This window comes from Paenibacillus sp. GCM10027629 (genome assembly GCF_042676425.1).
In the GTDB taxonomy this organism is placed as follows: Bacteria; Bacillota; Bacilli; order Paenibacillales; family Paenibacillaceae; genus Paenibacillus_K; species Paenibacillus_K terrigena.
Window position 1 is genome coordinate 510,833 of record NZ_JBHTGZ010000009.1, and the last position, 25,152, is coordinate 535,984.

The following is a 25,152-nucleotide window of genomic DNA, read 5'->3' on the forward strand; positions in this document are numbered from 1 at the left end:
ATGAGAACATTGAAAATACTTGTATATGGTGATGTTGATTTAAATATTATTGATGGATCATCGGTATGGTTAACATCATTATGTAATGTTTTAAATAATGATAAAAATATAACGGTAGATGTGTTATTAAAATCACGTATCAAGAATAAACTATTGCTTTCTGAGATAGAGAAATTGAGTCAAATTAAGTTAATTGATTCATACGACAATTCTACTAATTTCATGCACTTTAATAACAATCGATTAACTGTTAAAGAAGCTGTTAATTATATGGAAGAGTATGATAATAAAAATAATTATCATTGTATTATCATTCGAGGATTTGACATTGCAAAAGAAATGTTGAATTCTCGATTGATAACAAAAACGATACCATATGTTACGAGCTTTACTCATGATCCAGCTTTATTATTGGATCATGAGAAAGAGATGTTAAGTACACTTTATAATTCAGTAAGAAAAATGTTTGTTCAGACAGAACAAATGAAAAGTTTACTTGTAGAAATGTTAGGTATTGATGGTGCAAAATTTGTTGAGTTACTACCAATGATACCCGATTATGGGCAAGAACCGGAGTTTAAAAATATTAATAATACACTTGTGTACAGTGGGAAATTTGAAAGTAAATGGTACACTGAAGAAATCATTTCAGCTTATGAGAAATTACATAATTTAGATAATAGTATTTCATTAAATGTTGCTGGGAATAAATTTCAAGGAGATCTGATTAAGAAAAAGGAAATTCTAACGAATCGTTTAAAGTCGATAGAAGGGATAAATTGGGTTGGTTCTCTATCTCGTTCTGATGCTTATCAATTGATAAATGATTCTGACTTAGGTATTGGATGGAGAAGTGAAGAAATCGATAATGATCGTAGTGTAGAACTTTCCACAAAACTATTAGAATATGGGAGTTTGGGTAAACCAGCTTTAGTGCGAAGAACAAAAATGCATGAATCACTGCTAGGCAAAGATTATTTTTTATTCGCCGAGAATGAAGAAGAATTCATTAATAAAAGTTATGAAATATTAAATAATCCAAGTTTATATAGAAAAACAGCGAAACAAATATATGAATCATGTAGAAAATACACTTTTACTGAAGCATACAAAAGGTTAAAACCAATATTATGGTCTTATCATCCCGAAAAAATAAAACTTCTTTTTGCAGGACATGATTTGAAATTTATTAAAATGCTAATCGATTATTTTGACAATGATGATGGCTTTGAAGTGAAAATAGACAAATGGATGGGCCATGATAAACATGATGAAATATTTAGTAGAGACTGTTTAGAATGGGCAGATATCATATTTTGCGAATGGGGACTGGGTAATGCTGTCTGGTACTCCAACAATAAGAAAAAAGGTCAGAAATTGTTCGTGAGAATGCATTTACAAGAAAGAGAGACGGAATTTCCAAACAGATACTGTATTGAAAATATTGATGAATTTATCGCTATTTCACCGTATATATACGAAGAATTTCATCGTGTATGTCATATTCCAAGAGTGAAAATGAAAATGATTTATAATATGATTGATACCCAATTTTTTAATAAACCTAAACGTACTGAAAAGACAATTAATTTCAATATTGGAATTTGTGGAATACTGCCCAGCCGTAAAAGGTTGGATCGAGCTTTAAATATATTTGAAACTTTGTGGAATACCGATAATAGATATACTTTGTATGTAAAGAGTAAAAAGCCTGAAGAACTACCTTGGCTAATGAAACGCGAAGAAGAACGCAAATATTATAATGATGTATTCGATAGAATTAATAAAGCGCCGTGGAAAAAGAATGTTGTTTTTGATAAGCCAGGAAATGATATGGATGATTGGTTTCAAAAAATAGGATTTGTATTATCCACAAGCGATTTTGAAAGTTTTCATCTTGCTCCGATGGAAGGAATGGCATCTGGCAGTATTCCCCTTGTGTTGCACTGGGTAGGAGCTGAAACTATTTATCCCGAGGAATTTATATTTAATAGTGAAGAAGAGATCGTTAGATATGTACAAGAAAATAATAATTATACAACTGATATGAGAGAAAATTTAAAGAGATATCCTAACATGAATTTCGCTAAAGAGTTAATAATAAGTTGCATCGAAAATCAATTATTACTAGGTTGAATAATACCAAACCTTTTATTTTCTCAATCGAAAGGAGGCACATTATTTTCAATGTCCTCACAAGTGGAAATGTTAAATACTGTTTACTCTGCAAAATTAGAGTGTATCTTAAAAAGAACTCATGCTACTGGTACGGCTGCTATAGATAGAGCAGAGAGTATCTATAGTAATAATATTTATCTACATCAATCACTTGTAGAACATACTGTAAAATCAATTAATGAAGTATGGGAATTACAAGGGGAGCCTAGAAATACCTATCAAGTATATTTACATTCTTTTCAATTTCTAAGTTACTTGAATAATGGTTATGAAGTTACTAAAAATATAAAGTATTTAACCAGAATTAAAGAAGTGATATTAGGATGGTTAAATTATAATAATAAAGAAAATAGTCAGTTCATTTGGTATGATTTTTCAGTAGCAAATAGAACTATTGTTATTACACATTTTTTATACCTTTGTGAACAAGCCCAATTTGAATTAGATGATGCTTTTAAAATATTATTATTTAATTCACTACTGCAACATGGCGATTTTTTATGTGAAGAAAATAATTATATAGACAATAATCATGGTCTCATGATGGACAGAGCCTTACTACAATTGTCATTGTTTTTTAAGAATACTTACAAATTTGATGAGTGGTACAATAAGAGTTTATATAGAATAAACCAACAATTACAAGATAGTTTTACAAATGATTATATTAATGTAGAGAACTCACCTGAGTATCACTATCATACATATCTCCTATTTGAGGAATTATCAAATTTTCTAGTACTAAATAAAATAGAAGTTACTGATAAAAAGTTTCAATCTACTCTTGATAAAGTATTTAATAATCATCTTGAGATGCTAAATCAAAACCAATCTTACCCATTAATAGGGGATACAACTGAGAAGACCTTTCCTGGGAATGGTTTTAAAGGGAATTCGATAGTTTTCCCGGATTCTGGTTTAGCTATTTTGAAAACGAATAATAGTTACTTAACTATTAAATCAGGATATATAAATACTAGTCATAAACATTATGATGATATATCATTTACCTTTTCATATAAAGGGGTAAATTTATTTATTGATAGTGGGAAATATAATTACAATAACAAAGATCCGTTAAGACAATACATTATTTCCGCATATGCTCATAATGGAATAGTTGTAGATGGAGAAAATTATAGTATTAATAAAGAAAATGCTAATAAAGCTAAAATTACATCTTATGTAATCTCAGAACATGTAGATAAAATAGAATTAATCAATAATCTTTATCAAGGAGTAGAGATTACAAGGAATTTATTATTTATTAAGCCTAATGTTTTGATTATATTTGATGAAATGATATCAAATGAGAATCATAATTATTCACTGATATTTAATGTAGATACTAACGCTGAAATGCGTTTCATCGAAAAGGGTATGTTTGGATTTTGTGTTAATGATAGTGGTACAAGCGTTGTACTAGATCAATCGTTAATTCCAGATAATGTGATATATAGTTATGGGAAGAAAGATGATCGTTCTATTAGAGGCTTTAGATCAATAAAATTTGGAGAGTTGAATCCTTGTCATAATGTCGAATTTATATACAAAGATAGAAAATCTTGTGAATGTATTACTCATATTACTGTAAGTAATAATTCAGAAGAAGATGAATCTGAATTAAAAGCATGTGAAATTATTGAAGTAAATAAAAAGACTGTGGTTTTATTTATTAAAGTAAATAAACAATCAATAATATATTCGATAACAAAAACTGATGTAAGTGAGGTAATGAAACTAGAAGGTACTGATATAAACCGAGAGGGAGATGTAATAAGATTAGAAATTAAAGGTGTGGGAAATGATTTAGAATACGCCTGTTATATATTAATAAATAATAAAATTATGGAGAAATTCAAATATCAAGATAGTCCAATATTTAATTATGAAATTACCTCTAAAGGAAGTTTAACTATGTGGACTTTTGTAAGAAGTAAAAAAAATAACACTTATAAAATAATAGATAAAGAAAATCCTAGTATTAATATTTAACAAAGAAGGTGGCATTATGGAGAAAACTGAAGATATGATCAGTAATATAGAACAAGTATTTTGTTCTTTAGATAATGTTTCATATTATTTTGAGGAAGGCACTATTAAGGAACATTTAGTTATTATTTTTTCTGCTGTTAATCCACCTAATGTATTTAATTATAATTATATAAACACACTAAAATATTTAAATGTTAATAAATTATTTATTCTTGATAAATATGGGGAGCAGGGGGCATATTATTTAGGTGAAAATAATAGTCATTCAATAGAAACATCTGTAGTTTCGTTAATAAACTCAATAATAAAAAAGTATGAAATCAAGCTAGGAAATGTAATTACGATAGGGTCATCAAAGGGTGGTTACGCGGCTTTATATTATGCGATAAAATATTCTTATGGTAGTGTTATTGCTGGAGGACCACAAACAAAGTTAGGAGACTTTTTATTTGACCAAGGGGAAAACTATAATATTGCAGAATTTATCTTAGGCGATTTATCTATTGAAGGGAAACAGAGATTGAATGATCTATTGTTTAAAATTCTACCGCAGCAAAAAGATAATTTACCAAAAATATATTTGCATGTTGGTATAGGAGATCATCATTATAAGAATCATGTAAATCCTTTGGTTAGGAAATTGGATGAGCTAGGTGAAAATAGATATATTCTAGATGTTCAAGAATATTATAGTCACGACGGGATTAGGAAGTATTTCCCTTTTTTCATCTCGTCATCATTAAGTAGTATTTTAAATATACCTACAGAGGAATTTCATGTTATTAAATATGTAAACATTGAAATAGATTCCGAAATTCTGAGAGTTGAGTGTGAAATACAATGTAATGATAAATCTAAAGTACAATATGCATATTATATATATTTAGAAGGAGTTATTCTGGAAAAAATATTTTATACATTTGATAATGTATTGGAATATAGGATATCAAAAAAAGGAATCTACAAGTGTAAAGTATTTGTTAAAGATCATGAAAATAAGAAATATACTCAGATGAGTGAAGAAATTCCCTATTTAAGTTGAAAATAGTATCATCCATTCAACTGGAACTAGTTAAATACTTTGATAGATTAGTATATGATATCAATCGTTACTTACTAATTTGATATATGGCTTTTTTACTTGCTTCTCGTCATATTTTTAACTAGTTCAGATCATGTAATACACTCGAAAAATGAGTGTATTTTTTTTGTGGTTTATGACGATTAGTTCTACTTATTTTAGTTCATTATTATTATATATAGGATTAGGAGGATGTTTTATGAAGATTTGCACAATGGGACTTGGTTATATTGGACTTCCAACCTCAGTTATGTTTGCAAAGTATGGCGCAGATGTCGTAGGGGTAGATTTGCTTTCACATGTTGTAGAGAAACTGAATGCTGGAGAAATTCATATTGAAGAACCTGGCTTAGGAGACGTATTAAAAGAAGTTGTAAATAATAAGAAATTTAAAGCATCATTAAATCCTGAAGCTGCTGATGTATATATAATAGCAGTTCCTACTCCAAATCATGATGATGAGTATAAATCGTGTGATTTAAGCTTTGTATTACAAGCTACAAAAAAAATCTTACCCTATATAAAAAAAGGAAATGTAGTAATAATAGAATCGACAATCGCCCCGCGAAGCATGGATGACCATGTTAAACCTCTATTAGAGGACGCGGGGTTTGTTGTTGGTAAAGATATTTATTTGGTTCATTGCCCAGAGCGTGTATTACCAGGTAAAATTCTACATGAAATTGTCTTTAATAATAGAATTGTTGGCGGAGTTACAGAAGCTTGCTCAGAGGCTGGAGCTAAAGTATATGAGCTTTTTGTTAAAGGTGAAATTATTAAGACAAATGCAAAAACAGCAGAAATGTCTAAATTAATGGAAAATACATTTCGAGACGTTAATATTGCGTTAGCAAACGAGTTGACGAAAATATGTAATGATCTTGAAATTAATGTGTTGGAAGTTATTGAGATGGCCAATAAACATCCTCGTGTTAATATTCATCAACCTGGGCCAGGGGTAGGAGGGCATTGTTTAGCTGTAGATCCATATTTTATTGTTGCAAAGACTCCGGATTTAGCAAAAATCATACATTTATCACGAGAGACAAACGTTAGTATGCCTTATTTTGTATATGATAAAGTTAAAGAGCTGATAGGTTATATTAATAGACCTAAAATTACTGTGTTTGGAGTCACTTATAAAGCAGATGTAGATGATATGAGGGAAAGTCCTTCAATGGATGTAATTAACTTATTAACAAATGCTGGTTACAATCTCTCGATTTATGATCCACATGTTGAAACGATAGACTCACGTTTTATGAATTTGGAGGAAGCAACGAAAGATTCAGATTTAATTCTATTATTAACTGATCACAGTGAATTCAAAAATCTCGACTATGATTTATTATCAGATAATATGGTTCACCCATTGATGTTTGATACTCGAAATTGTATTAACCCAAGTTTATATAATAAAATGAAAGTTTTTAATTTTGGTAATATATACGTAAAAGATGCCAATAAGTTAGCTGTTTTAGCATGAATTCAATAAAAGTAATAATTAAAGAGCATGTTAATAACATATATCTAATTTCAAGATTGTCCGCGTATGAACTTAAAAAAAATTACATCTCAAACAGACTAGGTTTAGTATGGTTGGTACTAAACCCTTTAATTCAAATTTTTGTCTATTGGATGGTATTTGGTCTTGGTATACGAGGAGGAGCACCGGTCAATGGTGTTCCTTTTTTTATTTGGTTATTATCAGGGCTGATTCCATGGTTTTTTGTATCATCTGGAATTACACAAGGTTCAAATTCGATTTATGGTCGTATTGGAACGGTTTCAAAGATGAATTTTCCACTAAGTATTATTATAACGGTTGTTATTACAGCTCAATTATATACTCATGTGATTTTGCTGATTTTTGTAATAATATTGATTTCCATAATTCATGGGATTTCGGTAATTTCATTATTTGGGCTTATTTACTATGTGGTATCACTGACATGTTTTCTTATTGCACTTGGATTTGTAACATCAACATTATCAAGTATTGTAAGAGACATTCAACTGATTGTTCAGGCAATTAGCCGTATGTTGTTTTTTTTAACTCCAGTAATGTGGACCATGAGTGAGAATACTCCGATTTTTTTGAAGAAAATAATAGAAATGAACCCATTAAATTATATTATTTCCGGTTACCGCTCTTCTTTAATTTGGGGTGAGGTTACGATATGGTCAGTACCTAGTTTATTGTTTTGGTGTTTAACATTTGTATTATTCATTCTTGGTGCTATATTGCATGTTAAATTTCGAAGATACTTTGTCGACTATTCATGAAGGTGAGTAATAGTATGACTTATAAAATAAGATTCAAGCAAGTGACAAAAAAGTTTAAATTATATGAAAAAAACACTGATATATTATTAGAATTACTATCATTAAAGCGGACAAAAAAAATTCATTGTGCACTTAAAGCTGTTACATTTGACGTTGATGAAGGAGAAGTAATTGGTGTTATTGGACTCAATGGATCAGGTAAAAGCACACTTTCTAATCTCATCGCAGGGGTGACATTACCATCAGAAGGTAGCGTCGAAATTAATGGTTCTGCTGCACTAATAGCTATTTCATCAGGATTAAATAATCAACTTACCGGATTAGAGAATATCGAATTAAAAGGTCTAATGATGGGGTTAACGAAGCAGCAGATTAAAGAAATTACACCACATGTCATAGAGTTTGCTGAACTAGGGAAATTCATGAAACAGCCTGTTAAAGTTTACTCGAGTGGTATGAAAGCAAGATTAGGTTTTGCGATTTCAGTACACATTGACCCAGATATCTTAGTCATTGATGAAGCTTTATCCGTAGGAGACCAGACATTTACGAACAAATGTCTTGCTAAAGTTAATGAATTTAAGGAAAAAGGAAAGACAATATTTTTCATAAGTCACTCATTATCTCAAGTCAAAAGTTTCTGTAATAAGGCATTATGGCTTCATTACGGAGAGTTACGGGGTTACGGTGATGTAGATGAAATTATTCAACAATATAATACGTTTTTAAAAGATTACAACAATTTATCTAATCAGGAGAAACAGAAGATTCGCGATGAACACTGGTGATAGTGCATTAATAAAGTTGATAAATTGAAGACCATTTTAAAGAGATTATCTTGAGCAGCATGAGGAAGGGATTTTACGTTAGGTTCGCAAAGGCGAATTGCTTCGCATTCTCTAAATCTGAAGCGCGCGTGTTCTAGCGGATTCTTACTTGGGAGCCGGTTCAGAAGCAGAAGAAATCGTATGCTTTTTGAATGTTATAGAATAGTCAATTTGGATTGATATGGGCCTGCACTTGTGTAGGCCTATTTCAAAATATATGTAAGAGGTGACAACATGAAGTTTAGTAAGAAAATAGTATTAACAACAGTTGCAGCAGGAATGGTATTAAGCACATTTTCAGGTATTCCTCTTAGTTCCAAGGGGTTGCAGGAAGCATTAGGCGTATCAACTGCTTATGCGGCTAGTACACAATTTACAAAGGCTACTCTGAAAGTGAAGCTTGATGAAATTAATGCAGAGCTAGCCAAAGGCGATCTGGATAAAGCTAGCGTAGATAAGGTCATAGCTGCACTAGAAACACCTGACAAGATTAACAAAAATGTTCTAGAACCTGTATATTCAAAGAACAAAGCAAAACTAGACGCAGCTGGCTTTACGGAAGATGAAACTGTAGAATTATTTAAAAATTTAGCTCTAGTGTCTTATGGTAAAGCAGAGCAATTGGAAAGTATTAACTTCCATAAACTATTGGAAAAGTTAAAACTGTTAGCTGGTCAGGATGTAAAAACGCAGGATGTTAAAGACTTTGCTAAAGAACTGCTAAACAATGGAAAGATTAGTCAAATCGTACTTGCGGATTCGTTGTCCATTGCTGAAAGTTTAATGGTTGAAGCGGTAAAGGATACAATCTCCAAATTAAATAACAATAACTTCGCCATAGCGTTACAGTCTTTGGATTTGAATGTTGAAGATCTTAAAGTGGTCTTTAGTAACTTCAAAACGGCAGTAGGTGAAGAGGATTTTAAAAAGGCTACGATTGCTATGGCTGTAGCTACTGCACGTACTGAACTTACTTTGAAATTGACTGATTTGAAAATGGAATTAGCATTTAAAGAAGGAAGCTTCTATGCAGAAAAAGGTAACGCAATTCTTGCGCAATTACCATCCCAACTCATTAAATGGACTGTAGATGGGGCAGAAGTTGCTAATGGACAAATCCCAAGTGATAAGCGCGGAAAAAATGTTGCAGTCAAAGCAATCTTGGATGATTCGCTTCTTAAAGGTCAAGCCATCTACATAGGTAATGTAACTGTTCCTTCTTCCGAAACTGGCGGTCCTGGCGGCATCGGCAACGGAAGCAGTATTGGCGGTGGCGCAGTAGTTATCGACAACGTTTTACCTAAATTCGATGACATTTTTGCAAGCTTCAAAACCTCGAAGGATGCACTAAACGTTAAATTTGCAGCAGCTTTAGCTAAGCTGTCTACACTTAATGTATCTTCACTCATTGTTGTAGAGAATGGCAAATCCGTCGTTTCAATCTCAGATGATAAGGCTGCTGCTTATATCAAAGCGATCAAAGAAGCTTACGACAAACTCGTGAAGCAAGCAAAAGAGTTTGATCCGAACTTCAAAGCACCAGCACTCAGCATTACGTTAGATTTGGGCACAACCAAAACAGCGACAGCTGAGGTGAAATTGTCCAAGAAATTATTAGAACTTGCTAGCGAGGCGCAAGTTAGCCATATCCGTGTACTGGTGAATGGCGCCGTATTCAGCTTGCCAGTCGCTGAGTTCAAAGGCAACGTAGTTGTTAGCATTACGAAAGAGAATGATTCCGTAGCGACTAATGTTACGAAGCTCCCACTTGCTTCAGGCGTTTACAGCTTCAGCATTACGGTTGATGGCAAGGCAGTAGAACAATTCAACAACAAAGTTGAATTGCAAATTCCATTGCTAAGCGCTACAGGTGTGAATGAATTCTTAACGATCGCGAAGATCGTTGACGGCAAGCTGCAGATCCTTGGTGGTAAGTTACAAGGTAACTCCTTCAAGAAATCCCGCAATTCGCTTTCCTCTTATGTTGTTGTAGAGAACAAAGTATCTTTCAATGACGTTGAGAGTGTTGAAGCTTGGGCAGGCAAGCAAATTCAAGTTGCAGCAGCGAAAGGTATTATTGAAGGGAAAGGCGAAGGCAACTTCGATCCAAGAGCAAAAGTAACACGTGCAGAGTTCGCGAAGATGCTCGTCAAGGCATTAGAGCTTGAATCGACAACAGCGAAGAATGAGTTCAGCGATGTAGCTGATACTTCATGGGCAGCAGAGTATGTTGCAGCTGCTTCATCTCTTGGTATCATTAACGGTGTTGGTAACGGCAAGTTTGATCCAAATGCAGAGATTACACGTGCACAAATGGCTGCAATGATCTCTAGAGCATTGAAATTAACAAAAACAACTGTAGCTGATGACAGTGTATTGAATACATTTACAGATGCTGATGCGATCCCAACTTCATTGAAATCGGATATTTCCGTTGCAGTGAACGAAGGATTAATTATCGGTTCGAATGGTAAATTTAATCCGAAGGGGTCCGCAACTCGTGCGGAAGCAGCGGTTGTGATCTACCGAGTCGTGAAGTAGTAGAATGTGAAGAAGAGCCGTCTTTCTCTTAGGGGGAAGGCGGCTATCTATTGTGGAAAGTCTTCTTGTTTGGCAAGCGGAATGGTTATTGTATTATGAATTCGTTGGATCATTGATACCTCCATTAAGAATAGCATCGTGAAAGAAAATCCTGATTTTCGTTTTACTTCGGCATAATAATGAAGAAAGTATCAGTTAGTACTGTTAATAATACACAAGTCATGGCCATTGAAATGGAAGATTATTTTAAGAGAAGGCTGTACAGGTCGTTAATGCGATATCTAACGTCTTCAATGATGGGATATATAATATTTTCAAGGTGGTTAACGTGAGAATCCTCGGCGTTGTATTAAATAACGTGAAACGTAAGAAAGAAGAAATGTACTACTATTACTATGGCAGTAAGGAATAGGTTTTTTAATATCCAATAGAGGGTGACTTATAGTGAGAAAGAATAAGCTTATGAAAATATTGACGATTTCGATTTTAGTATTTTTCATGAATGCAGCGATTTTGTCAGCTTCCGGTACGATAATTAAACAAATGCAAGTCAATATTTTACCGATCCACTTTAAATTTAATGGATCAGAACTTGCCTCGCCGAAAGATCAACAAAGCTTCATGTACAATAATACTGTCTATGTGCCGCTTCGTTTTATTGCCTATGCACTGGATAAATCGGTTCAATGGGATACAGCAAGCAAAACAGTTACGATCGCTGAACCAACGGCGCATGAACGTATTCAAATTGAAGAGTTTAAGCTAAATGCTGAACTAAAAAGCACGACGCAATCAGTAACGCAGGTCGAGAAGGTAAAGACACAGAAAATCAATGCTTCGAATGCAGTCATTACCTATGTGATTGATGGCAAGAAGCTCGATCCGAACGCAAGCAAATCGGGATATCTTGTGAATAATGCCTTGTTCGTACCAATTCGTTTCTTATCTGAAGCTGTAGGGCATCAAGTGAATTGGGATGCGAAGAGCTTCACGGTGACAGCCAATACGAAAGATTATGTAGAGAAAGATAAAGATACAACATCACCTAATAAAGAAACAGGTACCGACACGCAAAAGGGTGACCAAACAGGTAATGGCAAAGATACGACAGCACCTGGAGGCGCGACTGGCGGTACAGGCGGTAACGGCGATGGCAAACCAAATAATGCGCTCTATGACACCATTACTAGTAAAGCGAAAAGTGGTTTAGAGGCACTTCAGAGCAGCACAGAAGATCAGTTCTATGCACTAGCTAAAAAATACGTCAATACAACCGATGCAGCTGAAAAAACAAAAATTAAGCAAGAAGGACAGCAACTTCTAGATAGCACAACATCTAAATTTAACGGTATTGTGTCCTCGACGAAGAAACAGCTCGAATCTAATGGATTCAGCACAGATGTGATTAAAGAATATCAAGCTGAATTCGATAATCAAGTAAAACTAGGCAAGAAAATTCTTGGCGATATGGTTGACTAATGTTTGAAGAGCCCTTTTTCAGTATTTAGCTGTATTAGCTAGATATTGAAAAAGGGCTTCTTTGTGTTACTTTTCTATGAAACAGCATACTCTCTTACAGTAGAACATTGTATCCCATTTCGGAAAGGGAGGTTATCACAATATGAAGTTAGGTGCTAGAGTCATGATGGGGGCCATCTTGGATGTTGTGAAAGAGATGGAAGCTACGCAGGTAAATGCGATTCAAGAAGCTTCGAAGCTATTGGCTGCGTGTTTGCAACGAGGCGGCATCATTCATGTGTTCGGGGCAGGGCATTCGCGGGCCTTTGGGATGGAGATGTGCGGTAGAGCAGGTGGGCTTGTTCCGATGAAGCTTGTCGCGCTTGAAGACATTGCGCTTGAAGAAGGCAAGGCTGGAATTAATCTGACGGAACTTGAACGTTCACCGGAGACGGCGCATCGATTGATGGATATTCACCAGGTGCAGGATGAAGATGCCTTTATTATTGTATCGAACTCGGGTCGGAATGGATCTGCCGTAGAGTTGGCGACAATCTGCCGGGATCGGGGACTTCCAATTGTCGCGGTTACATCGCTGAAGCATTCGACGAATACGGACAGCAGGCATCCGAGCGGCAAGAAACTCTACGAACTCGCTGATATTGTGATCGATAACTGCTGCCCTTACGGGGATGTGCTGCTTGAGATTCCGAACATGGAAGAGCGAACGGGATCGGCGTCCTCGATTGTCGGGGGATTGATTGCACAGGCAATTACGAATGAGATTATTCTTCTGTCCGTTGAGCGCGAGGAATTGCCACCTGTTTATCGCAGCGCGAATTTGGATGGCGGCGACGAGCATAATCGAAATATTGTCGCGCGTTATGCGCACCGGAATATTACATATTAATTGGCATGGGGCTCTCCTTTCGGGGTGGCTCCTTTTATTATATCGCAGCTACTTATGTCCAGAGATCATATGGTGTAAACTTGAGCTAGGCTAACATCAAGCAATCCAACTTATTGAATCAAGGAGATGATCCCATGTCACATCGTAAGCCGAAGGTTACTCCATTTTTGATGTTCCAGGGACAAGCGGAAGAGGCGATCAACTTGTATACCTCGACTTTTGACCAATCTGAAATCTTAAGTATGATGCGCTATGGGCCAGGTCAACCAGGGACAGAGGGAAGCGTTATGATGGCCTCCTTCTCTTTGCATGGGCAAGTCTTTATGGCCAATGACAGCAACGTGCAGCATAATTTCACATTCACGCCATCGATATCCATGTATGTCACATGCGACACGGAAGAGGAAATTGACCGCGTATTCGCAACATTATCCGAAGGCGGCGGCATTCTGATGCCGTTACAAGCGTATCCGTTCAGTGCGAAGTTCGCTTGGATCTCAGATCGATTCGGTGTATCCTGGCAATTGAGTCTGGCGAAGAGCTAGCATTGTTTCGGAAAAGAGGAAAACCTGTTGAATCCTTAAGCGGAATCAACAGGTTTTTTGGTGTTCACCTTCTAGTATAGAGGCTGTTGGGATCCAGGACCAGGCCATTGACACCCAGGAAACGGATTGACGGCTTGAATCTGACTGAGCGGATAATGTTTTGTAGCAAATTGCGTGTGGTAGAGATACTCCATCAAGTAGATTTCGCCATTTTGGACGCTGCACAGGACACCGGTTACGCCGGTACCGTCCATCATGGAGACACCGACGGGTTTACCGAGAAGTCCGTGTAGACTTTGTGCGGATACGGGCATTCTGTTACACCTCCAATGCGATTAGATGAGAAACATCGCGACAATGGTCGTAACGACAAGGCCGATGATAACAGGCTTTAGGTTGCGCCGGGCAAGCTCGAACGGACTGATGCCGCAGATGGCTGCTGCCGGGATTAATGCCCAAGGGATGATCGTGCCGCCGCCAACCCAGATGGCTGCGATCTGCCCGAGCGCGGTTAAGGTCGCGACACCGCTCTGAATAGCTGTCCCGAACAGATTTGCGATGGAACCCGCGAGTGAGATACCTGAGAATCCAGATCCGTCGAGACCCGTGATCGCACCGACGGTGGTTAAGGTCGCGGCACTCACAGCTGTATTGACAGGCACGGTATGCGCAAGGGCGAGACCGAGATCATTCACAATGCCATGGGAGCCGGCAGGAAGCGTCTTGCCGAAGACGTCGACGAAAGCGCTGTCACCCAAATAGAAGAAAGCAGCAATCGGGATGACGGGACCGAAGACGCGAAACCCGAATAAGAAGCCGTCCACCATATCGGTCGTCGACTGCTCTAATCCCCGGCTGCCATGGGCGAAAAGACAGATGAGCAGGAGGAGCAAGAGGGCTGTACCGCCGATGAGTGCTGTTGCATCGCCGCCCTGTAGCTTAAAGTAGATCATGGCAGCGACATCAGTGAGGAAGAAAAGTGGAACGAGAATCGAGAAGACGATCCGCATCTTACGAGGCATGAGTGAACGGGACTCAGTCTCTGTGGGTGGAACGGCACCGTCGCTGCTGACGGATGTGGTTGTTGTGCCGCTTGTTAACCCTGTCGTGAAGGTTAACGAACCGTTCTTCATATCGCGCAGAAGAAACCAGAAGGCAGCTACGGTTGTGACGATTCCCATCACCAAAACGAGCGGTACACTTGCAGAGATCACGTCCCCGACGGGAATGCCAGCGGCGTCTGCGGTAAGCTTCGGTGCGGCTTGGATGATGTAATCGCTCGATAAGGCGATTCCGTGGCCGAACAGGTTCATCGAGACGGCAACGCCGAGTGCGGGCAATCCTGCGCGAATGGCCACCGGAAGCAGCACGGCACCGATCAACGCTACAGCGGGCGAAGGCCAGAAGAACCAGGAGATGACCATCATGACTATTCCGATCGTCCAATAGGCGAGGGTTGGGGTGCGTATGAGTTTAGTGAATGGACTCACCATCATTTCATTGATGCCGGTTCGCGCGAGGACACGGCTTAGAGCGACAATGACGGAGATGATGAGGATGGTTCCGAGCAATTCTTTTAACGCATAGATAAAGCTTGAGAAAATGCCGCTGACCGATGCTGTGAGCGATCCGGTCGCGACGAGGCCAAGCACGAAGATGCCTGCGATACAGAGCAGCGTCGTATCTCTTTTGCGAACCATGAACCCGATGATGAGTACAATACAAGCAACATAAATCCAGTGCAGAGCTGATAAGTGGACATCCATGTCTACCCCTCCAGTAGATATACGAGGTGATTCATAAAGTTGACTTATGCCCACAACAGGAAGCGATTTTCTTGCTGATTGGCGAATAACCTGACCCAAAAAACGCAGTCGCTCAACAATGAATTACTTCGATAAATGGGTTATCTCATCACGCTCGGTGCTGATAAGTCAACCTTTTGAACACTTGCTATACATTATGCATGAGCCTAGAATGGGTGCGCTGAGGTGCGTGTCCAGGCATAGAAAAACCTCTAACCTTCGCAAGCGAAGAGTAGAGGCTTAGAGCATTAACGGTTATCGATTTTCTCCGGGTACATATCATGCTGGAACAGGCGCTGACGCGCAACCTCTTCCCAAGGTGTCCCAGGTTTGCCATAGTTGCAGTAGGGATCAATGCTGATGCCGCCGCGCGGGGTGAACTTGCCCCAGACTTCGATATATTTGGGCTTCATCAGTGCAACGAGATCGTCCATGATCGTATTGACACAAGTCTCATGGAAATCGCCGTGGTTACGATAGGAGAATAGATATAATTTCAACGACTTACTCTCGACCATCAACACATCCGGCACATAGCTGATATAGATCGTAGCGAAATCCGGCTGGCCCGTCATCGGACACAAGCTCGTGAACTCCGGACAATTGAATTTGACGAAGTAGTCGCGGTCTTGCTTCTTATTCTCGAAGGTCTCTAATAGCTTCGGGTCATATTCGTAGGTGTAGACCGTGTTCTGGTTCCCGAGTAAAGTTAAGCCTTCAATGGGTTGGTTCACGTTATGCTGCGTGGTCATGATGAATTCCCTCCTGTGTATAGCTGCTTCGTGCCCATGCGACGAGCGCATAGACGAGCGGTGTTAGAATGATACAGAGTACAATCTTGATCCCATATTCCGTGCCGATGATCTTCCCGATTTCTCCTGTAGGCACGCGTCCCCAAAACGCAATGAACGAGAAAATCGTCGTATCGATCAGCTGGCTAGCCATCGTACTGACATTGTTCCGCAGCCAGAGATGACGGCCATGGGTTCGCTTACGCAAGCCTAGGAACATATAGATGTCTAGGTTCTGCGAAATGGCATACGCAATAACGGATGCTAGCACGATACGCGGCACGCCGAGCAGTACAGATTCAAAGGCAGCTTGCCCTTCATAGAACGCAGCGCCAGGGAATTTCACGGCAATTGTGAACAGGCAGACCATGATGACGTTGGCCGCGAGCCCGAGCCAGACCATGCGCTGAGCGACGTGTTTGCCCCAGACTTCGGAGACCGTGTCGGCAATGACGTAGGTAAAGGGATAGAACAGGATGGCGACCGTCGCAGAAGTGAAGCCGAAGGTGACGATCTTGGTCGCGACGATATTAGCGATCATCACGCAGCAAATAAAGAGGCCTGACAACAACAGCAGCTTCTTCGAGCTGGGGTCGACAGGAATGAATGGGGGTAAAGCTTTTTTCTGTGGCATAATGTTGCCCTCCTAGTTTTGTTTTAACAGAGGCGGAGATTACGAACTCTGTCTATGTGATTATGGCTAGCCGGGTCGGCAGCCTGAAACATTATAGCATGGCGGCTACCACCGGTCGAGCAAAAAAATTGCAAGCACCCCATTGACGCAGCAAACGCAGCGGGCTTATCATGAATAATAGGTATGATTTTCCTCACAAAAGGGACAATCGCTTGCACGGCCTGGCGTCATGGCGTTAGGTATTCTTAATATCCAACATGTCTGACAACCTGACAATAAGATGAATGCATACTAAGACGATAATGAGGTGTGAAGGATGAAGGTTTCTTTATTTATTACCTGCTTAAGCGATGCGATTTACCCGCGTGTCGGCGAGGCGATGGTTCGATTGCTGGCGCGGTACGGCGTTCAAGTAGAGTTCCCGAAGACACAGACCTGCTGCGGACAACCGGCGTTTAACAGTGGCTATTGGGAGGAAGCGCGAGAATCTGCGAGAACGTTGTTGGCGGCTTTTGAGGACAGCGATTTTGTCATCTCCCCATCGGGATCCTGCACAGGAATGATTCAGCACTACTATCCGAAACTGTTCGAGAAAGATCCAATTATGCTAGAGAAGGCGATACAGCTGCAAGAGAAGACCTATGAATTCACCCAATTTCTCGTACAGGTGCTCGGGGTCAAGGATGTCGGCGCGGTATTCCCGCATAAAGTCACGTATCATCCATCCTGTCATGGCAGCCGGTTATTAGGGATTAAAGAAGAGCCGATAACACTGATGGAGAATGTCAAAGGCATGGAATTGATACCGCTTCCATTTGCGGAGGATTGCTGTGGATTTGGTGGAACGTTTGCCGTGAAAATGTCTGAAATCTCGGCCGCGATGGTGTCGGAGAAGGCGCAGCATGTGCTGGAGACGGAAGCGGAAGTACTCGTCGGCTTGGATATGGGCTGTATGATGAACATTTCGGGTAATCTGATGTACCAAGGCAAGCCGATTCGCGTGATGCATCTGGCTGAATTGTTATATGAAGGGGTGAAGCAGGCATGAGTCACGGGCAGCAGGCAGGTACGGTCAAAGAACGATCGCATATCGCGCTGAACAATGAATTTCTGCGAAAAGCGGTGAAGTTCACGACAGAGCGACTGCGCAATGGTAAGAAGAAGGCGACGGAAGAGCATGGCAATTGGGAAGAATGGCGGGAGCGGGGGCGGCAAATTCGACTGCATACGATCGCGCATTTGGATTATTATTTGAACCAATTTGTTGAGAATGCGAGAGCGAACGGGGTGCATGTGCATTTCGCAGCAGATGGGAAAGAAGCGGTCGAGCTGTCGATGAAAATCGCAGCGTCCAAGCAGACACGCTCCGTCGTGAAGTCGAAGTCGATGGTCTCGGAGGAACTCCATATCAATGCAGCGCTTGAAAAAATGGGGATCGAAGCGGTTGAGACCGACCTCGGCGAATATATCATTCAGCTGGCAGGCGAGACGCCGTCACATATCATCATTCCGGCCATTCACAAAAATCGCTATCAAATCGCAGAACTGCTCTCGAAGGAAGCGGGCGAGACGCTGCCTGCAGACACATCTATCCTTGCGGGGTTCGTCCGCCGGAAATTGCGGGAGAAATTCCTCGACGCCGAGATCGGCATGACTGGGTGCAACTTCGCGATTGCGGAGACGGGATCCATGGTCCTGTTCGAAAATGAGGGCAATGCTCGGATGGTCTCTACGGTGCCGAAGACGCAGATTACGTTAATGGGGATGGAACGGATTATTCCGACGTTCGCAGATCTTGAAGTGATGGCGACTTTGCTGCCAAGATCGGCCACGGGACAGAAGCTGACGGTGTACATGTCGGCAATTTCGGGACCGAAGCGGGATGCGGATGCAGACGGACCGGAAGAGATGCATATTATTATCGTGGATAATGGGCGATCACTCCAACTGGGTGATCCAGAATTCCAGGAGCTGCTCAACTGTATACGCTGCGGCGCATGTCTGAATGCTTGCCCGGTTTACCGTCATATTGGAGGGCATGCCTACGGCGGCACGTATAGCGGCCCGATTGGTGCGGTGTTGACGCCAGCACTTCAGAGCAATGTGGCAGAGTGGGATGATATTGCGAATGCTTCGAGCCTGTGCGGGGCTTGTTATGAGGCTTGTCCGGTGAAAATTCCACTACACGACATGCTCGTCTACTTACGGAATCGCAAAGTTGAGAAAGGCTACGGGCAGACGGCGGAGAAGATCGGGATGAAAGGTTTTGCAGCTATTATGTCCAATTCCAAACGCATGCGCAGCGTGATCAAGATGGGACAGATCGGTCAGAAGCTTGTCGCTCGCCAAGGGATGATCAAGACGAAGATCGGGCCACTCAAAGGATGGAACAGCGTAAGACATCTGCCAAGCTTGCCGAATCAGTCGTTCCGCGAACGGTGGGGAACACTGGAGCAAGAGGTTCAAGCTTCGAATCCGACGATGAGCGATGAGGTTCGTCAGCGGATGGAGCAGGCATTAGAACAGCGGAAGAACGGGGGAAGACATCATGGCTGATCAAGAGATGACACTGCTCGAGCAGTTAGAGAAGGAATCGCGGGCGAAGCAGGCGAAGTTCATCGGCGGCATTGCGGAGAAGCTCGGGCGCAAGGACATTGCACAGAAACCTCAGCATCCGTTCCGTGGTGCACCGGATTTCTGGACCCAGCTGAACTGGACGCAGGAAGAGAAGATTGAGCGTTTTATGGATAATTGGCAGAGTGTCGGCGGACAGGCGGCACGGTTACAGACGATGGAGGAAGCGAAGCAGTTTATCGTGGATCGAGCGAATGAATTCGGCGCACGCCATATGATTCGGCAGAATCAACCGGAGTTGAATGAACTAGGGCTTGAAGAGGCGCTGCCGGAGACGGACATTCGCGTATGGAACAGTGATCCTGAGGAGTATTGGAAAGCCCATGCGGCAGGCGCAGATATTGGCGTCGCTGTCGTGGATCACGCGATTGCTTATACAGGAACCATTACCGTGTTGTCGTCGCCTGACAAGGGCCGATCGGTCACACTCCTGCCAACGGTCATGATGGCGATCATTCCCGTTGAACGGCTGAAGACACGGATGGGCGAAGTGATGGAGAAGATCGATGGGATGCGCCGCGAGAACTTGCCGGCAGGAATTCATTTTATTACAGGCCCCAGTCGTTCCTCGGATATTGAGAATGACTTGACGATTGGCGTTCATGGACCGGGGATTGTCTACGCGTTGATTGTAGGGTAATCTATGACTTGGATAGGTTGTACGATTGGAGCGGGTAGAACGCATGGAAATTACGAGATTGGCCAAACGAAATCACTATGAAGAAATTATCGAGCAGCTGAAGCGGCTCATTCTGGATGGCCGTGTCAAGGTTGGCGAGAAGCTGCCATCGACGAAGGAGTTGTCGGAGCGGTTCGGCGTCGGCCGGTCGACGATGCGCGAAGCGTTAAGTGCGCTCAAAGCAATGGGCTTGATTGAGATTCGTCAAGGCGGCGGTTGCACCGTGATTGCTTCATCCGTGATGGAGGTCGAGATGCCTGAGCTAAGTTCCTTGCGCATGAACCGCAGCACGGTACTCGAGCTCATCGAAGCGCGGAAGGCGCTGGAGGTCTCGAACGCGGCGCTTGCTGCCGAGAAGGCTACAGCAGAGGATAAGCAGAAGCTGCAGGCCATTGTTGCGGAAATGGAGCGGAGCATAGGCGATGACCAAGCGGGTGAGCGAACGGATCTTGAATTTCACCTGATGTTGGCACTGTCGACGCATAACTCCGTCCTGGTTCGGCTCTTCGAGTCCATTGCGGAGCAGATGGAGCGGGCGATTCAACAGACGCGTCGGGTCGAGTTATATGCGAATCGATCGGTTTCGGAGCAGCTCTATCAAGAGCATCTCTCGATCTCCGAGGCTGTGCGGCAAGGGAAGCCAGATCAAGCAAGCCAAGCGATGAGGACGCATCTCCAGCATGTAGAGAGCATTCTGACGAAATATATTTAAACGTAACGTAGAAATGACGTACCACTGAACTATCGGGTTCAGGCGTACGTCATTTTTTCATACATAAATGTTTAGTTTCGGATCCTCGCCTTTACCGTCCTCGCATATTCGGTCGGGCTCATGTGCGTCTTTTTCTTGAAGCTTTTCGAGAAATAATGGACACTGCTGAACCCCAGCCTCGTCGCAATCTCCGTCATATTGGCGGTCTCCTCGCGCATGATCATTTTCGCGTGCTCCATTCGCAGGTGCATTACATATTCCATGATCGTATGGCCAGTCTGCTGCTTGAATAGGTCCTTCAGACGCGTCTTGGAGATGAGGAACCGTTGACTAAGCGACTCTAGCGTATGCATATCGGCGAGATGCTCTTCCAGATAGGCCATGATTTGCCTCACGAGGTCATCGCTAATGTTCTCTCTCGCTGCTGATGATAGTGTCTTAGTCGGTGATGTCTGTGCAACGAGATGATTGCGCAGAATGCGAATCAGGAACGTCTCCAGATAGCATTTGATAAGCTGCTCGCCGCCGAGTGGCGCATTGGAACGGCGAATCATCGGGTGCCCACAAGGAAACTGGAAGGCCTGACGACCTTCTTCGACGATCATGGCGAGCAAATTCCGTTCCTCGTTCGCAAGCGCGATGACTTGATCCTCGAAATGCTTCATCGCTTCGGAGTGGCAATCGAAGGTCATGACGATCAGGTTCGGTGCTTTACCTTGCAGTGCGCAGAAGCTGTGGTATTCATTCGGTTTGTGAAAAATAATCTCGCCTTGCTGCAGCGTATGGGTTGTATGATCCACTGTCACATTCACCGTGCCGCGATCGACATAGAGAAACTCCCAGAAATTATGGCGTTCCCCGGTAAATTCATAGTCTTTGCTAAATTCGAAGTAGTGGAACGTAATTAAATTATGAATTTCAATGAGCTGCTGCAGCGGCGTACGGGTAAAGAAATACTCTTCGACCGGCTGGGTCGCAGGTTGTTCTTTAATGCTCACTTCGGAAGGACTCCTTTCCGTGAAATTCTCGTTAGCTTGTTCCTCTATTATATCAATTCTGCTCCTCGAAAAGTACCAAAAAACGGGCTTCGAAGACAAAGAATCCTTCGCGGCTTGGTCTTATACTAGAGTTGAATTGAGCGGATCGAATGAGGAGGCTTATAGAATATGAAGTTGGGTGTCATTGGCTATGGAAGCCGGATTAGTTATGTCATATCGGAAATGATTAATCAAGATGCGCGGTGCCAAATTTCGGCGATCGTTGATGTTCGCAAGGATGAAATTCGTACGGCATTAGCAGAACAAGGGAATACGGATGTACGATTCTATGATACGGCTGAAGCGATGCTCGAATCGGAAGCTTTGGACGGTGTCGTCATCGGTACGCGGTGTTCACTGCATACGGAGATGGCGATCAAGGTGCTCGCTACGGGGCTCCCGCTCTATGTGGAGAAGCCGGTCTCTACGACGATGGAGGATTTATATCGAATCAAGGAGGCTTACGAGGCATCGCATTCGAAGGTCATCGTCTCTTTCCCTCTTCGTAACTCGGAGATTGTGAAGCAAGTGAAGGAGATTATAAATTCCGGCAAAATTGGAACCGTCGAGCACGTCCAAGCGGTGAATAATGTTCCTTACGGCAATGTCTATTATCAGAGCTGGTACCGGGATGAAGAAGAGACAGGCGGCCTATTCCTCCAGAAAGCGACGCATGATCTGGATTACCTTAATGATGTGATCAAGCTGAAGCCGGTTAGCATCTGCGCGATGACGTCGAAGCAAATTTTCAAAGGAACCAAGCCTGCGGGACTCAAATGCAAAGAATGCGAAGAGAATCGCACATGTGCGGAGAGTACGGCTTTCAAGGCAGATGGAACGGAAATGTGGGAATATTGCGCGTTTGCCGCGGATACGGGCAATGAAGATTCGGGAAGCTGCATCGTTCGGTATGAATCGGGCATGCATCTGACGTATTCACAGAACTTCTTTGCGCGTCGTGGTGCTCAAGCACGCGGGGCAAGATTTTTAGGGTACAAAGGCACGGTCGAATTCGATTTCTATACCGGTATCGTTAAAGTTCATATGCATCATACACCGCGTGTGGAGACGTATGATTTTTCACTTGGCAGTGGGCATTTTGGCGGGGATACGGATTTGGCGAAAAACTTCATCGAGTTGATGCAAGGGACAGCGGAATCAAGATATCCGCTAGAAGATGGGCTGTTAAGCGCATTGATGTGCTTGAAGGCGAGAGAATCAGCAACAACGGATACATTCCAATCGCTAGAGTGGAGCTGTGTTCGTGAAACTGTCCATATCTAAATTCATAAGAGAGAAGGTATAGAGCATGGAACAATCCAATCTGTTTCAATCGATCACATTAGATGCGTTGTCTAAAGTATTCGCAGATGAGAAGCCGCAAGGGGGAGCCTATACAGAGGGTTCGGCGTTATATGGGGAGACATTTGCTTTTCAAGTGGCTTACAGTGCAGAGCGATTATTCAAAAATTTGCAGGTCGAAGTCGAGTCATCGATTGGGTTACCTTTTCACGTCAGAGCGGTTGGGTTAGTGCCTTCGGAAATGCCTTGTTATTACGACCATGATGCTGATGTATTGCGCACAACGGCAGGGTTATACCCAGATCCGTTATATGAACTGGAGCATACAGCGATCCATGCTTTGCCTGAGCAGTGGCGTTCGCTCTGGGTCCATGTCGAACTGGATGATACGGTACAACCGGGTGATCATGAGGTGAAGGTAACGATCAAATCGGAGGAGGGTGCTCTACTTGCGACGAATTCGTTCATGCTGAATGTGATTCCAGCGAAGCTGCCGAAGCAGCGGTTGATTCACACGGAATGGTTCCATACGGATTGTATTGCGACCCAATATGGCGTAGACGTGTTTAGTGAAGCACACTGGGGGCTGCTTGCGCAATTTGTGGGGACGGCTGTGAAGCATGGGATGAATATGATTTTGACGCCGCAATTCACACCGCCGCTCGATACGGCCATTGGCGGTGAGCGTCCGACGGTCCAGTTGATCAATGTGGAAGTGCTCGGTGATGGGACATATCGCTTCGGATTCGACCGACTGACGCGGTGGGTGGAGATGTGCCGGAATGCTGGGGTGGAATATTTCGAGTTCTCTCATTTGTTTACACAGTGGGGCGCGAAGCATGCACCGAAGATCGTCGCAACGGTGGAAGGGGTAGAACGGCAAATTTTTGGTTGGAGAACGAGTTCGACGTCGGCGGAATACCGCAGCTTCATGGATCAATTCTTGCCAGCGTTAGATGGTTACATTAAGAATAATGGACTTGCACAGCAGAGCTGGTTCCATATCTCTGATGAGCCGAGTCAGGATCAACTGGAGACGTACATGGCGGCGAGCGAAATGGTGCGTAAGCATCTATCGGCTTATCCGATTATGGATGCGTTGTCATCGCTCGATTTCTATGAGCAGGGTCTGGTGCAGCGTCCGATTCCAGCGAACAATCATATTGAACCGTTCCTGCGCAGCGAGGTACCGGATTTATGGACGTATTATTGTTGTTCCCAGGATGATCAAGTATCGAACCGATTCTTTAATATGCCTTCCGCACGGAATCGTGTACTGGGCTTCCAATTGTATAAGTTCGGCCTGCAAGGCTTCTTGCACTGGGGCTATAACTTCTGGTACACCCAATATTCGGCGAATCAACAGATCGACCCCTTCCGGACGACGGATGCCGGCGCAGCGTTCCCTTCCGGCGATGCTTATCTGGTCTATCCGGGCGAAGCGGGACCTGTTGAATCGATTCGGCTTGAGGTGCTTCATCAAGGCTTGCAGGATTTGCGTGCGCTAGAACTATTAGAGTCTTGGATCGGTAAAGAAAAGACGGTTGCGCTGATCGAAGAGGGGATCGCAGCACCTATCTCATTCTCGGAATATCCGAGAGGGAATGGGGAATGGCTTCTCACTGCAAGGGAACGGATCAATCAAGCGATTGCTGCACATTGCTGTCTAACGAACGGCTAGTTGAAGAATGTAGAAAAACCTGCTGAGCAAGCAGGTTTTTTGTATGGTTGAGAGTA

20 protein-coding genes and 1 pseudogene are annotated in these 25,152 nt (G+C 42.2%); 16 read left to right on the forward strand and 5 right to left on the reverse strand.

The genetic code is table 11. The annotated features are described in order from the left end of the window. From ACFQZR_RS11620 to ACFQZR_RS11665, 10 genes and pseudogenes are all read left to right on the forward strand, one after another. Positions 1-2,136 (forward strand): glycosyltransferase, encoded by a 2,136-nt coding sequence (locus ACFQZR_RS11620; protein WP_379345933.1) that lies wholly within the window; start codon positions 1-3, stop codon positions 2,134-2,136. Between the two features lie 51 nt (positions 2,137-2,187). After that, complete coding sequence (locus tag ACFQZR_RS11625) at positions 2,188-4,173, forward strand: alginate lyase family protein (protein WP_379345935.1); 1,986 nt, start codon at positions 2,188-2,190, stop codon at positions 4,171-4,173. A gap of 16 nt (positions 4,174-4,189) precedes the next feature. Then, complete coding sequence (locus ACFQZR_RS11630; RefSeq protein ID WP_379345937.1) at positions 4,190-5,215, forward strand: accessory Sec system protein Asp2; 1,026 nt, start codon at positions 4,190-4,192, stop codon at positions 5,213-5,215. A 238-nt stretch (positions 5,216-5,453) separates the two neighbouring features. Further along, a complete protein-coding gene (locus ACFQZR_RS11635; RefSeq protein WP_379345939.1) occupies positions 5,454-6,740 on the forward strand; it encodes a nucleotide sugar dehydrogenase in 1,287 nt (428 codons plus the stop codon). Continuing rightward, entirely contained in the window at positions 6,737-7,540 is an 804-nt protein-coding gene (locus tag ACFQZR_RS11640; protein ID WP_379345941.1) for an ABC transporter permease, read from the forward strand. The genes ACFQZR_RS11635 and ACFQZR_RS11640 overlap by 4 nt, the downstream gene beginning before the upstream one ends. 14 nt (positions 7,541-7,554) lie before the next feature. Next, positions 7,555-8,319 (forward strand): annotated as a pseudogene (gene tagH, locus ACFQZR_RS11645) (teichoic acids export ABC transporter ATP-binding subunit TagH); the annotation flags it as partial. Between the two features lie 282 nt (positions 8,320-8,601). Further along, positions 8,602-10,908, forward strand: coding sequence for an S-layer homology domain-containing protein (locus ACFQZR_RS11650; protein ID WP_379345943.1), 2,307 nt, complete (start codon positions 8,602-8,604; stop codon positions 10,906-10,908). 498 nt (positions 10,909-11,406) lie between these two features. Then, positions 11,407-12,387, forward strand: a complete 981-nt coding sequence (locus ACFQZR_RS11655) for a copper amine oxidase N-terminal domain-containing protein (protein WP_379345945.1) — start codon at positions 11,407-11,409, stop codon at positions 12,385-12,387. 142 nt (positions 12,388-12,529) lie between these two features. Next, positions 12,530-13,276 carry a sugar isomerase domain-containing protein gene (locus tag ACFQZR_RS11660; RefSeq protein ID WP_379345947.1) on the forward strand — a complete coding sequence of 249 codons (747 nt, stop codon included), beginning with the start codon at positions 12,530-12,532 and terminating at the stop codon, positions 13,274-13,276. A gap of 134 nt (positions 13,277-13,410) precedes the next feature. After that, on the forward strand, positions 13,411-13,821 hold the full coding sequence (locus ACFQZR_RS11665; RefSeq protein ID WP_379345949.1) for a VOC family protein: 411 nt from the start codon (positions 13,411-13,413) through the stop codon (positions 13,819-13,821). A 71-nt stretch (positions 13,822-13,892) separates the two neighbouring features. Here the strand turns inward: ACFQZR_RS11665 and ACFQZR_RS11670 are convergent, their stop codons facing one another. From ACFQZR_RS11670 to ACFQZR_RS11685, 4 genes are all read right to left on the reverse strand, one after another. Beyond that, complete coding sequence (locus ACFQZR_RS11670; RefSeq protein ID WP_379345951.1) at positions 13,893-14,135, reverse strand: hypothetical protein; 243 nt, start codon at positions 14,133-14,135, stop codon at positions 13,893-13,895. A gap of 21 nt (positions 14,136-14,156) precedes the next feature. Next, entirely contained in the window at positions 14,157-15,587 is a 1,431-nt protein-coding gene (locus ACFQZR_RS11675; protein ID WP_379345953.1) for a hypothetical protein, read from the reverse strand. Between the two features lie 287 nt (positions 15,588-15,874). Then, on the reverse strand, positions 15,875-16,378 hold the full coding sequence (gene queF / locus ACFQZR_RS11680; protein ID WP_379345955.1) for a preQ(1) synthase: 504 nt from the start codon (positions 16,376-16,378) through the stop codon (positions 15,875-15,877). Beyond that, entirely contained in the window at positions 16,362-17,051 is a 690-nt protein-coding gene (locus tag ACFQZR_RS11685) for a queuosine precursor transporter (RefSeq protein ID WP_018757178.1), read from the reverse strand. Before ACFQZR_RS11685 ends, queF begins: the two co-directional genes overlap by 17 nt. A gap of 316 nt (positions 17,052-17,367) precedes the next feature. On the opposite strand from ACFQZR_RS11685, the gene ACFQZR_RS11690 reads away from it, so the two are divergent. The 4 genes from ACFQZR_RS11690 to ACFQZR_RS11705 are packed head-to-tail and all read left to right on the forward strand — an operon-like array spanning position 17,368 to position 21,076. Beyond that, positions 17,368-18,099 carry a (Fe-S)-binding protein gene (locus ACFQZR_RS11690; protein WP_379345958.1) on the forward strand — a complete coding sequence of 244 codons (732 nt, stop codon included), beginning with the start codon at positions 17,368-17,370 and terminating at the stop codon, positions 18,097-18,099. Then, entirely contained in the window at positions 18,096-19,607 is a 1,512-nt protein-coding gene (locus ACFQZR_RS11695) for a LutB/LldF family L-lactate oxidation iron-sulfur protein (RefSeq protein ID WP_379345960.1), read from the forward strand. Before ACFQZR_RS11690 ends, ACFQZR_RS11695 begins: the two co-directional genes overlap by 4 nt. Next, positions 19,600-20,325 carry a LutC/YkgG family protein gene (locus ACFQZR_RS11700; protein ID WP_379345962.1) on the forward strand — a complete coding sequence of 242 codons (726 nt, stop codon included), beginning with the start codon at positions 19,600-19,602 and terminating at the stop codon, positions 20,323-20,325. The genes ACFQZR_RS11695 and ACFQZR_RS11700 overlap by 8 nt, the downstream gene beginning before the upstream one ends. A gap of 43 nt (positions 20,326-20,368) precedes the next feature. Beyond that, positions 20,369-21,076, forward strand: coding sequence for a FadR/GntR family transcriptional regulator (locus ACFQZR_RS11705; protein ID WP_379345964.1), 708 nt, complete (start codon positions 20,369-20,371; stop codon positions 21,074-21,076). Positions 21,077-21,147: 71 nt separating this feature from the next. Here the strand turns inward: ACFQZR_RS11705 and ACFQZR_RS11710 are convergent, their stop codons facing one another. After that, on the reverse strand, positions 21,148-22,074 hold the full coding sequence (locus ACFQZR_RS11710; protein ID WP_379345966.1) for a helix-turn-helix domain-containing protein: 927 nt from the start codon (positions 22,072-22,074) through the stop codon (positions 21,148-21,150). Positions 22,075-22,242: 168 nt separating this feature from the next. Between ACFQZR_RS11710 and ACFQZR_RS11715 the strand changes: the two genes are divergently transcribed. After that, positions 22,243-23,397: a Gfo/Idh/MocA family protein gene (locus ACFQZR_RS11715; RefSeq protein WP_379345968.1), complete on the forward strand. Its 1,155-nt coding sequence runs from the start codon at positions 22,243-22,245 to the stop codon at positions 23,395-23,397. Between the two features lie 25 nt (positions 23,398-23,422). After that, positions 23,423-25,096, forward strand: coding sequence for a DUF4091 domain-containing protein (locus ACFQZR_RS11720; protein WP_379345970.1), 1,674 nt, complete (start codon positions 23,423-23,425; stop codon positions 25,094-25,096). The last annotated feature ends 56 nt before the right edge of the window (positions 25,097-25,152 follow it).

Bases quoted from the DNA above. Each gene is read 5' to 3' on its own strand.
- ACFQZR_RS11620 (WP_379345933.1), top strand. From the start codon at position 1: ATGAGAACATTGAAAATACTTGTATATGGTGATGTTGATTTAAATATT.
- ACFQZR_RS11625 (WP_379345935.1), top strand. From the start codon at position 2,188: ATGTCCTCACAAGTGGAAATGTTAAATACTGTTTACTCTGCAAAATTA.
- ACFQZR_RS11630 (WP_379345937.1), top strand. From the start codon at position 4,190: ATGGAGAAAACTGAAGATATGATCAGTAATATAGAACAAGTATTTTGT.
- ACFQZR_RS11635 (WP_379345939.1), top strand. From the start codon at position 5,454: ATGAAGATTTGCACAATGGGACTTGGTTATATTGGACTTCCAACCTCA.
- ACFQZR_RS11640 (WP_379345941.1), top strand. From the start codon at position 6,737: ATGAATTCAATAAAAGTAATAATTAAAGAGCATGTTAATAACATATAT.
- ACFQZR_RS11650 (WP_379345943.1), top strand. From the start codon at position 8,602: ATGAAGTTTAGTAAGAAAATAGTATTAACAACAGTTGCAGCAGGAATG.
- ACFQZR_RS11655 (WP_379345945.1), top strand. From the start codon at position 11,407: ATGAATGCAGCGATTTTGTCAGCTTCCGGTACGATAATTAAACAAATG.
- ACFQZR_RS11660 (WP_379345947.1), top strand. From the start codon at position 12,530: ATGAAGTTAGGTGCTAGAGTCATGATGGGGGCCATCTTGGATGTTGTG.
- ACFQZR_RS11665 (WP_379345949.1), top strand. From the start codon at position 13,411: ATGTCACATCGTAAGCCGAAGGTTACTCCATTTTTGATGTTCCAGGGA.
- ACFQZR_RS11670 (WP_379345951.1), bottom strand. From the start codon at position 14,135: ATGCCCGTATCCGCACAAAGTCTACACGGACTTCTCGGTAAACCCGTC.
- ACFQZR_RS11675 (WP_379345953.1), bottom strand. From the start codon at position 15,587: ATGGATGTCCACTTATCAGCTCTGCACTGGATTTATGTTGCTTGTATT.
- queF (WP_379345955.1), bottom strand. From the start codon at position 16,378: ATGACCACGCAGCATAACGTGAACCAACCCATTGAAGGCTTAACTTTA.
- ACFQZR_RS11685 (WP_018757178.1), bottom strand. From the start codon at position 17,051: ATGCCACAGAAAAAAGCTTTACCCCCATTCATTCCTGTCGACCCCAGC.
- ACFQZR_RS11690 (WP_379345958.1), top strand. From the start codon at position 17,368: ATGAAGGTTTCTTTATTTATTACCTGCTTAAGCGATGCGATTTACCCG.
- ACFQZR_RS11695 (WP_379345960.1), top strand. From the start codon at position 18,096: ATGAGTCACGGGCAGCAGGCAGGTACGGTCAAAGAACGATCGCATATC.
- ACFQZR_RS11700 (WP_379345962.1), top strand. From the start codon at position 19,600: ATGGCTGATCAAGAGATGACACTGCTCGAGCAGTTAGAGAAGGAATCG.
- ACFQZR_RS11705 (WP_379345964.1), top strand. From the start codon at position 20,369: ATGGAAATTACGAGATTGGCCAAACGAAATCACTATGAAGAAATTATC.
- ACFQZR_RS11715 (WP_379345968.1), top strand. From the start codon at position 22,243: ATGAAGTTGGGTGTCATTGGCTATGGAAGCCGGATTAGTTATGTCATA.
- ACFQZR_RS11720 (WP_379345970.1), top strand. From the start codon at position 23,423: ATGGAACAATCCAATCTGTTTCAATCGATCACATTAGATGCGTTGTCT.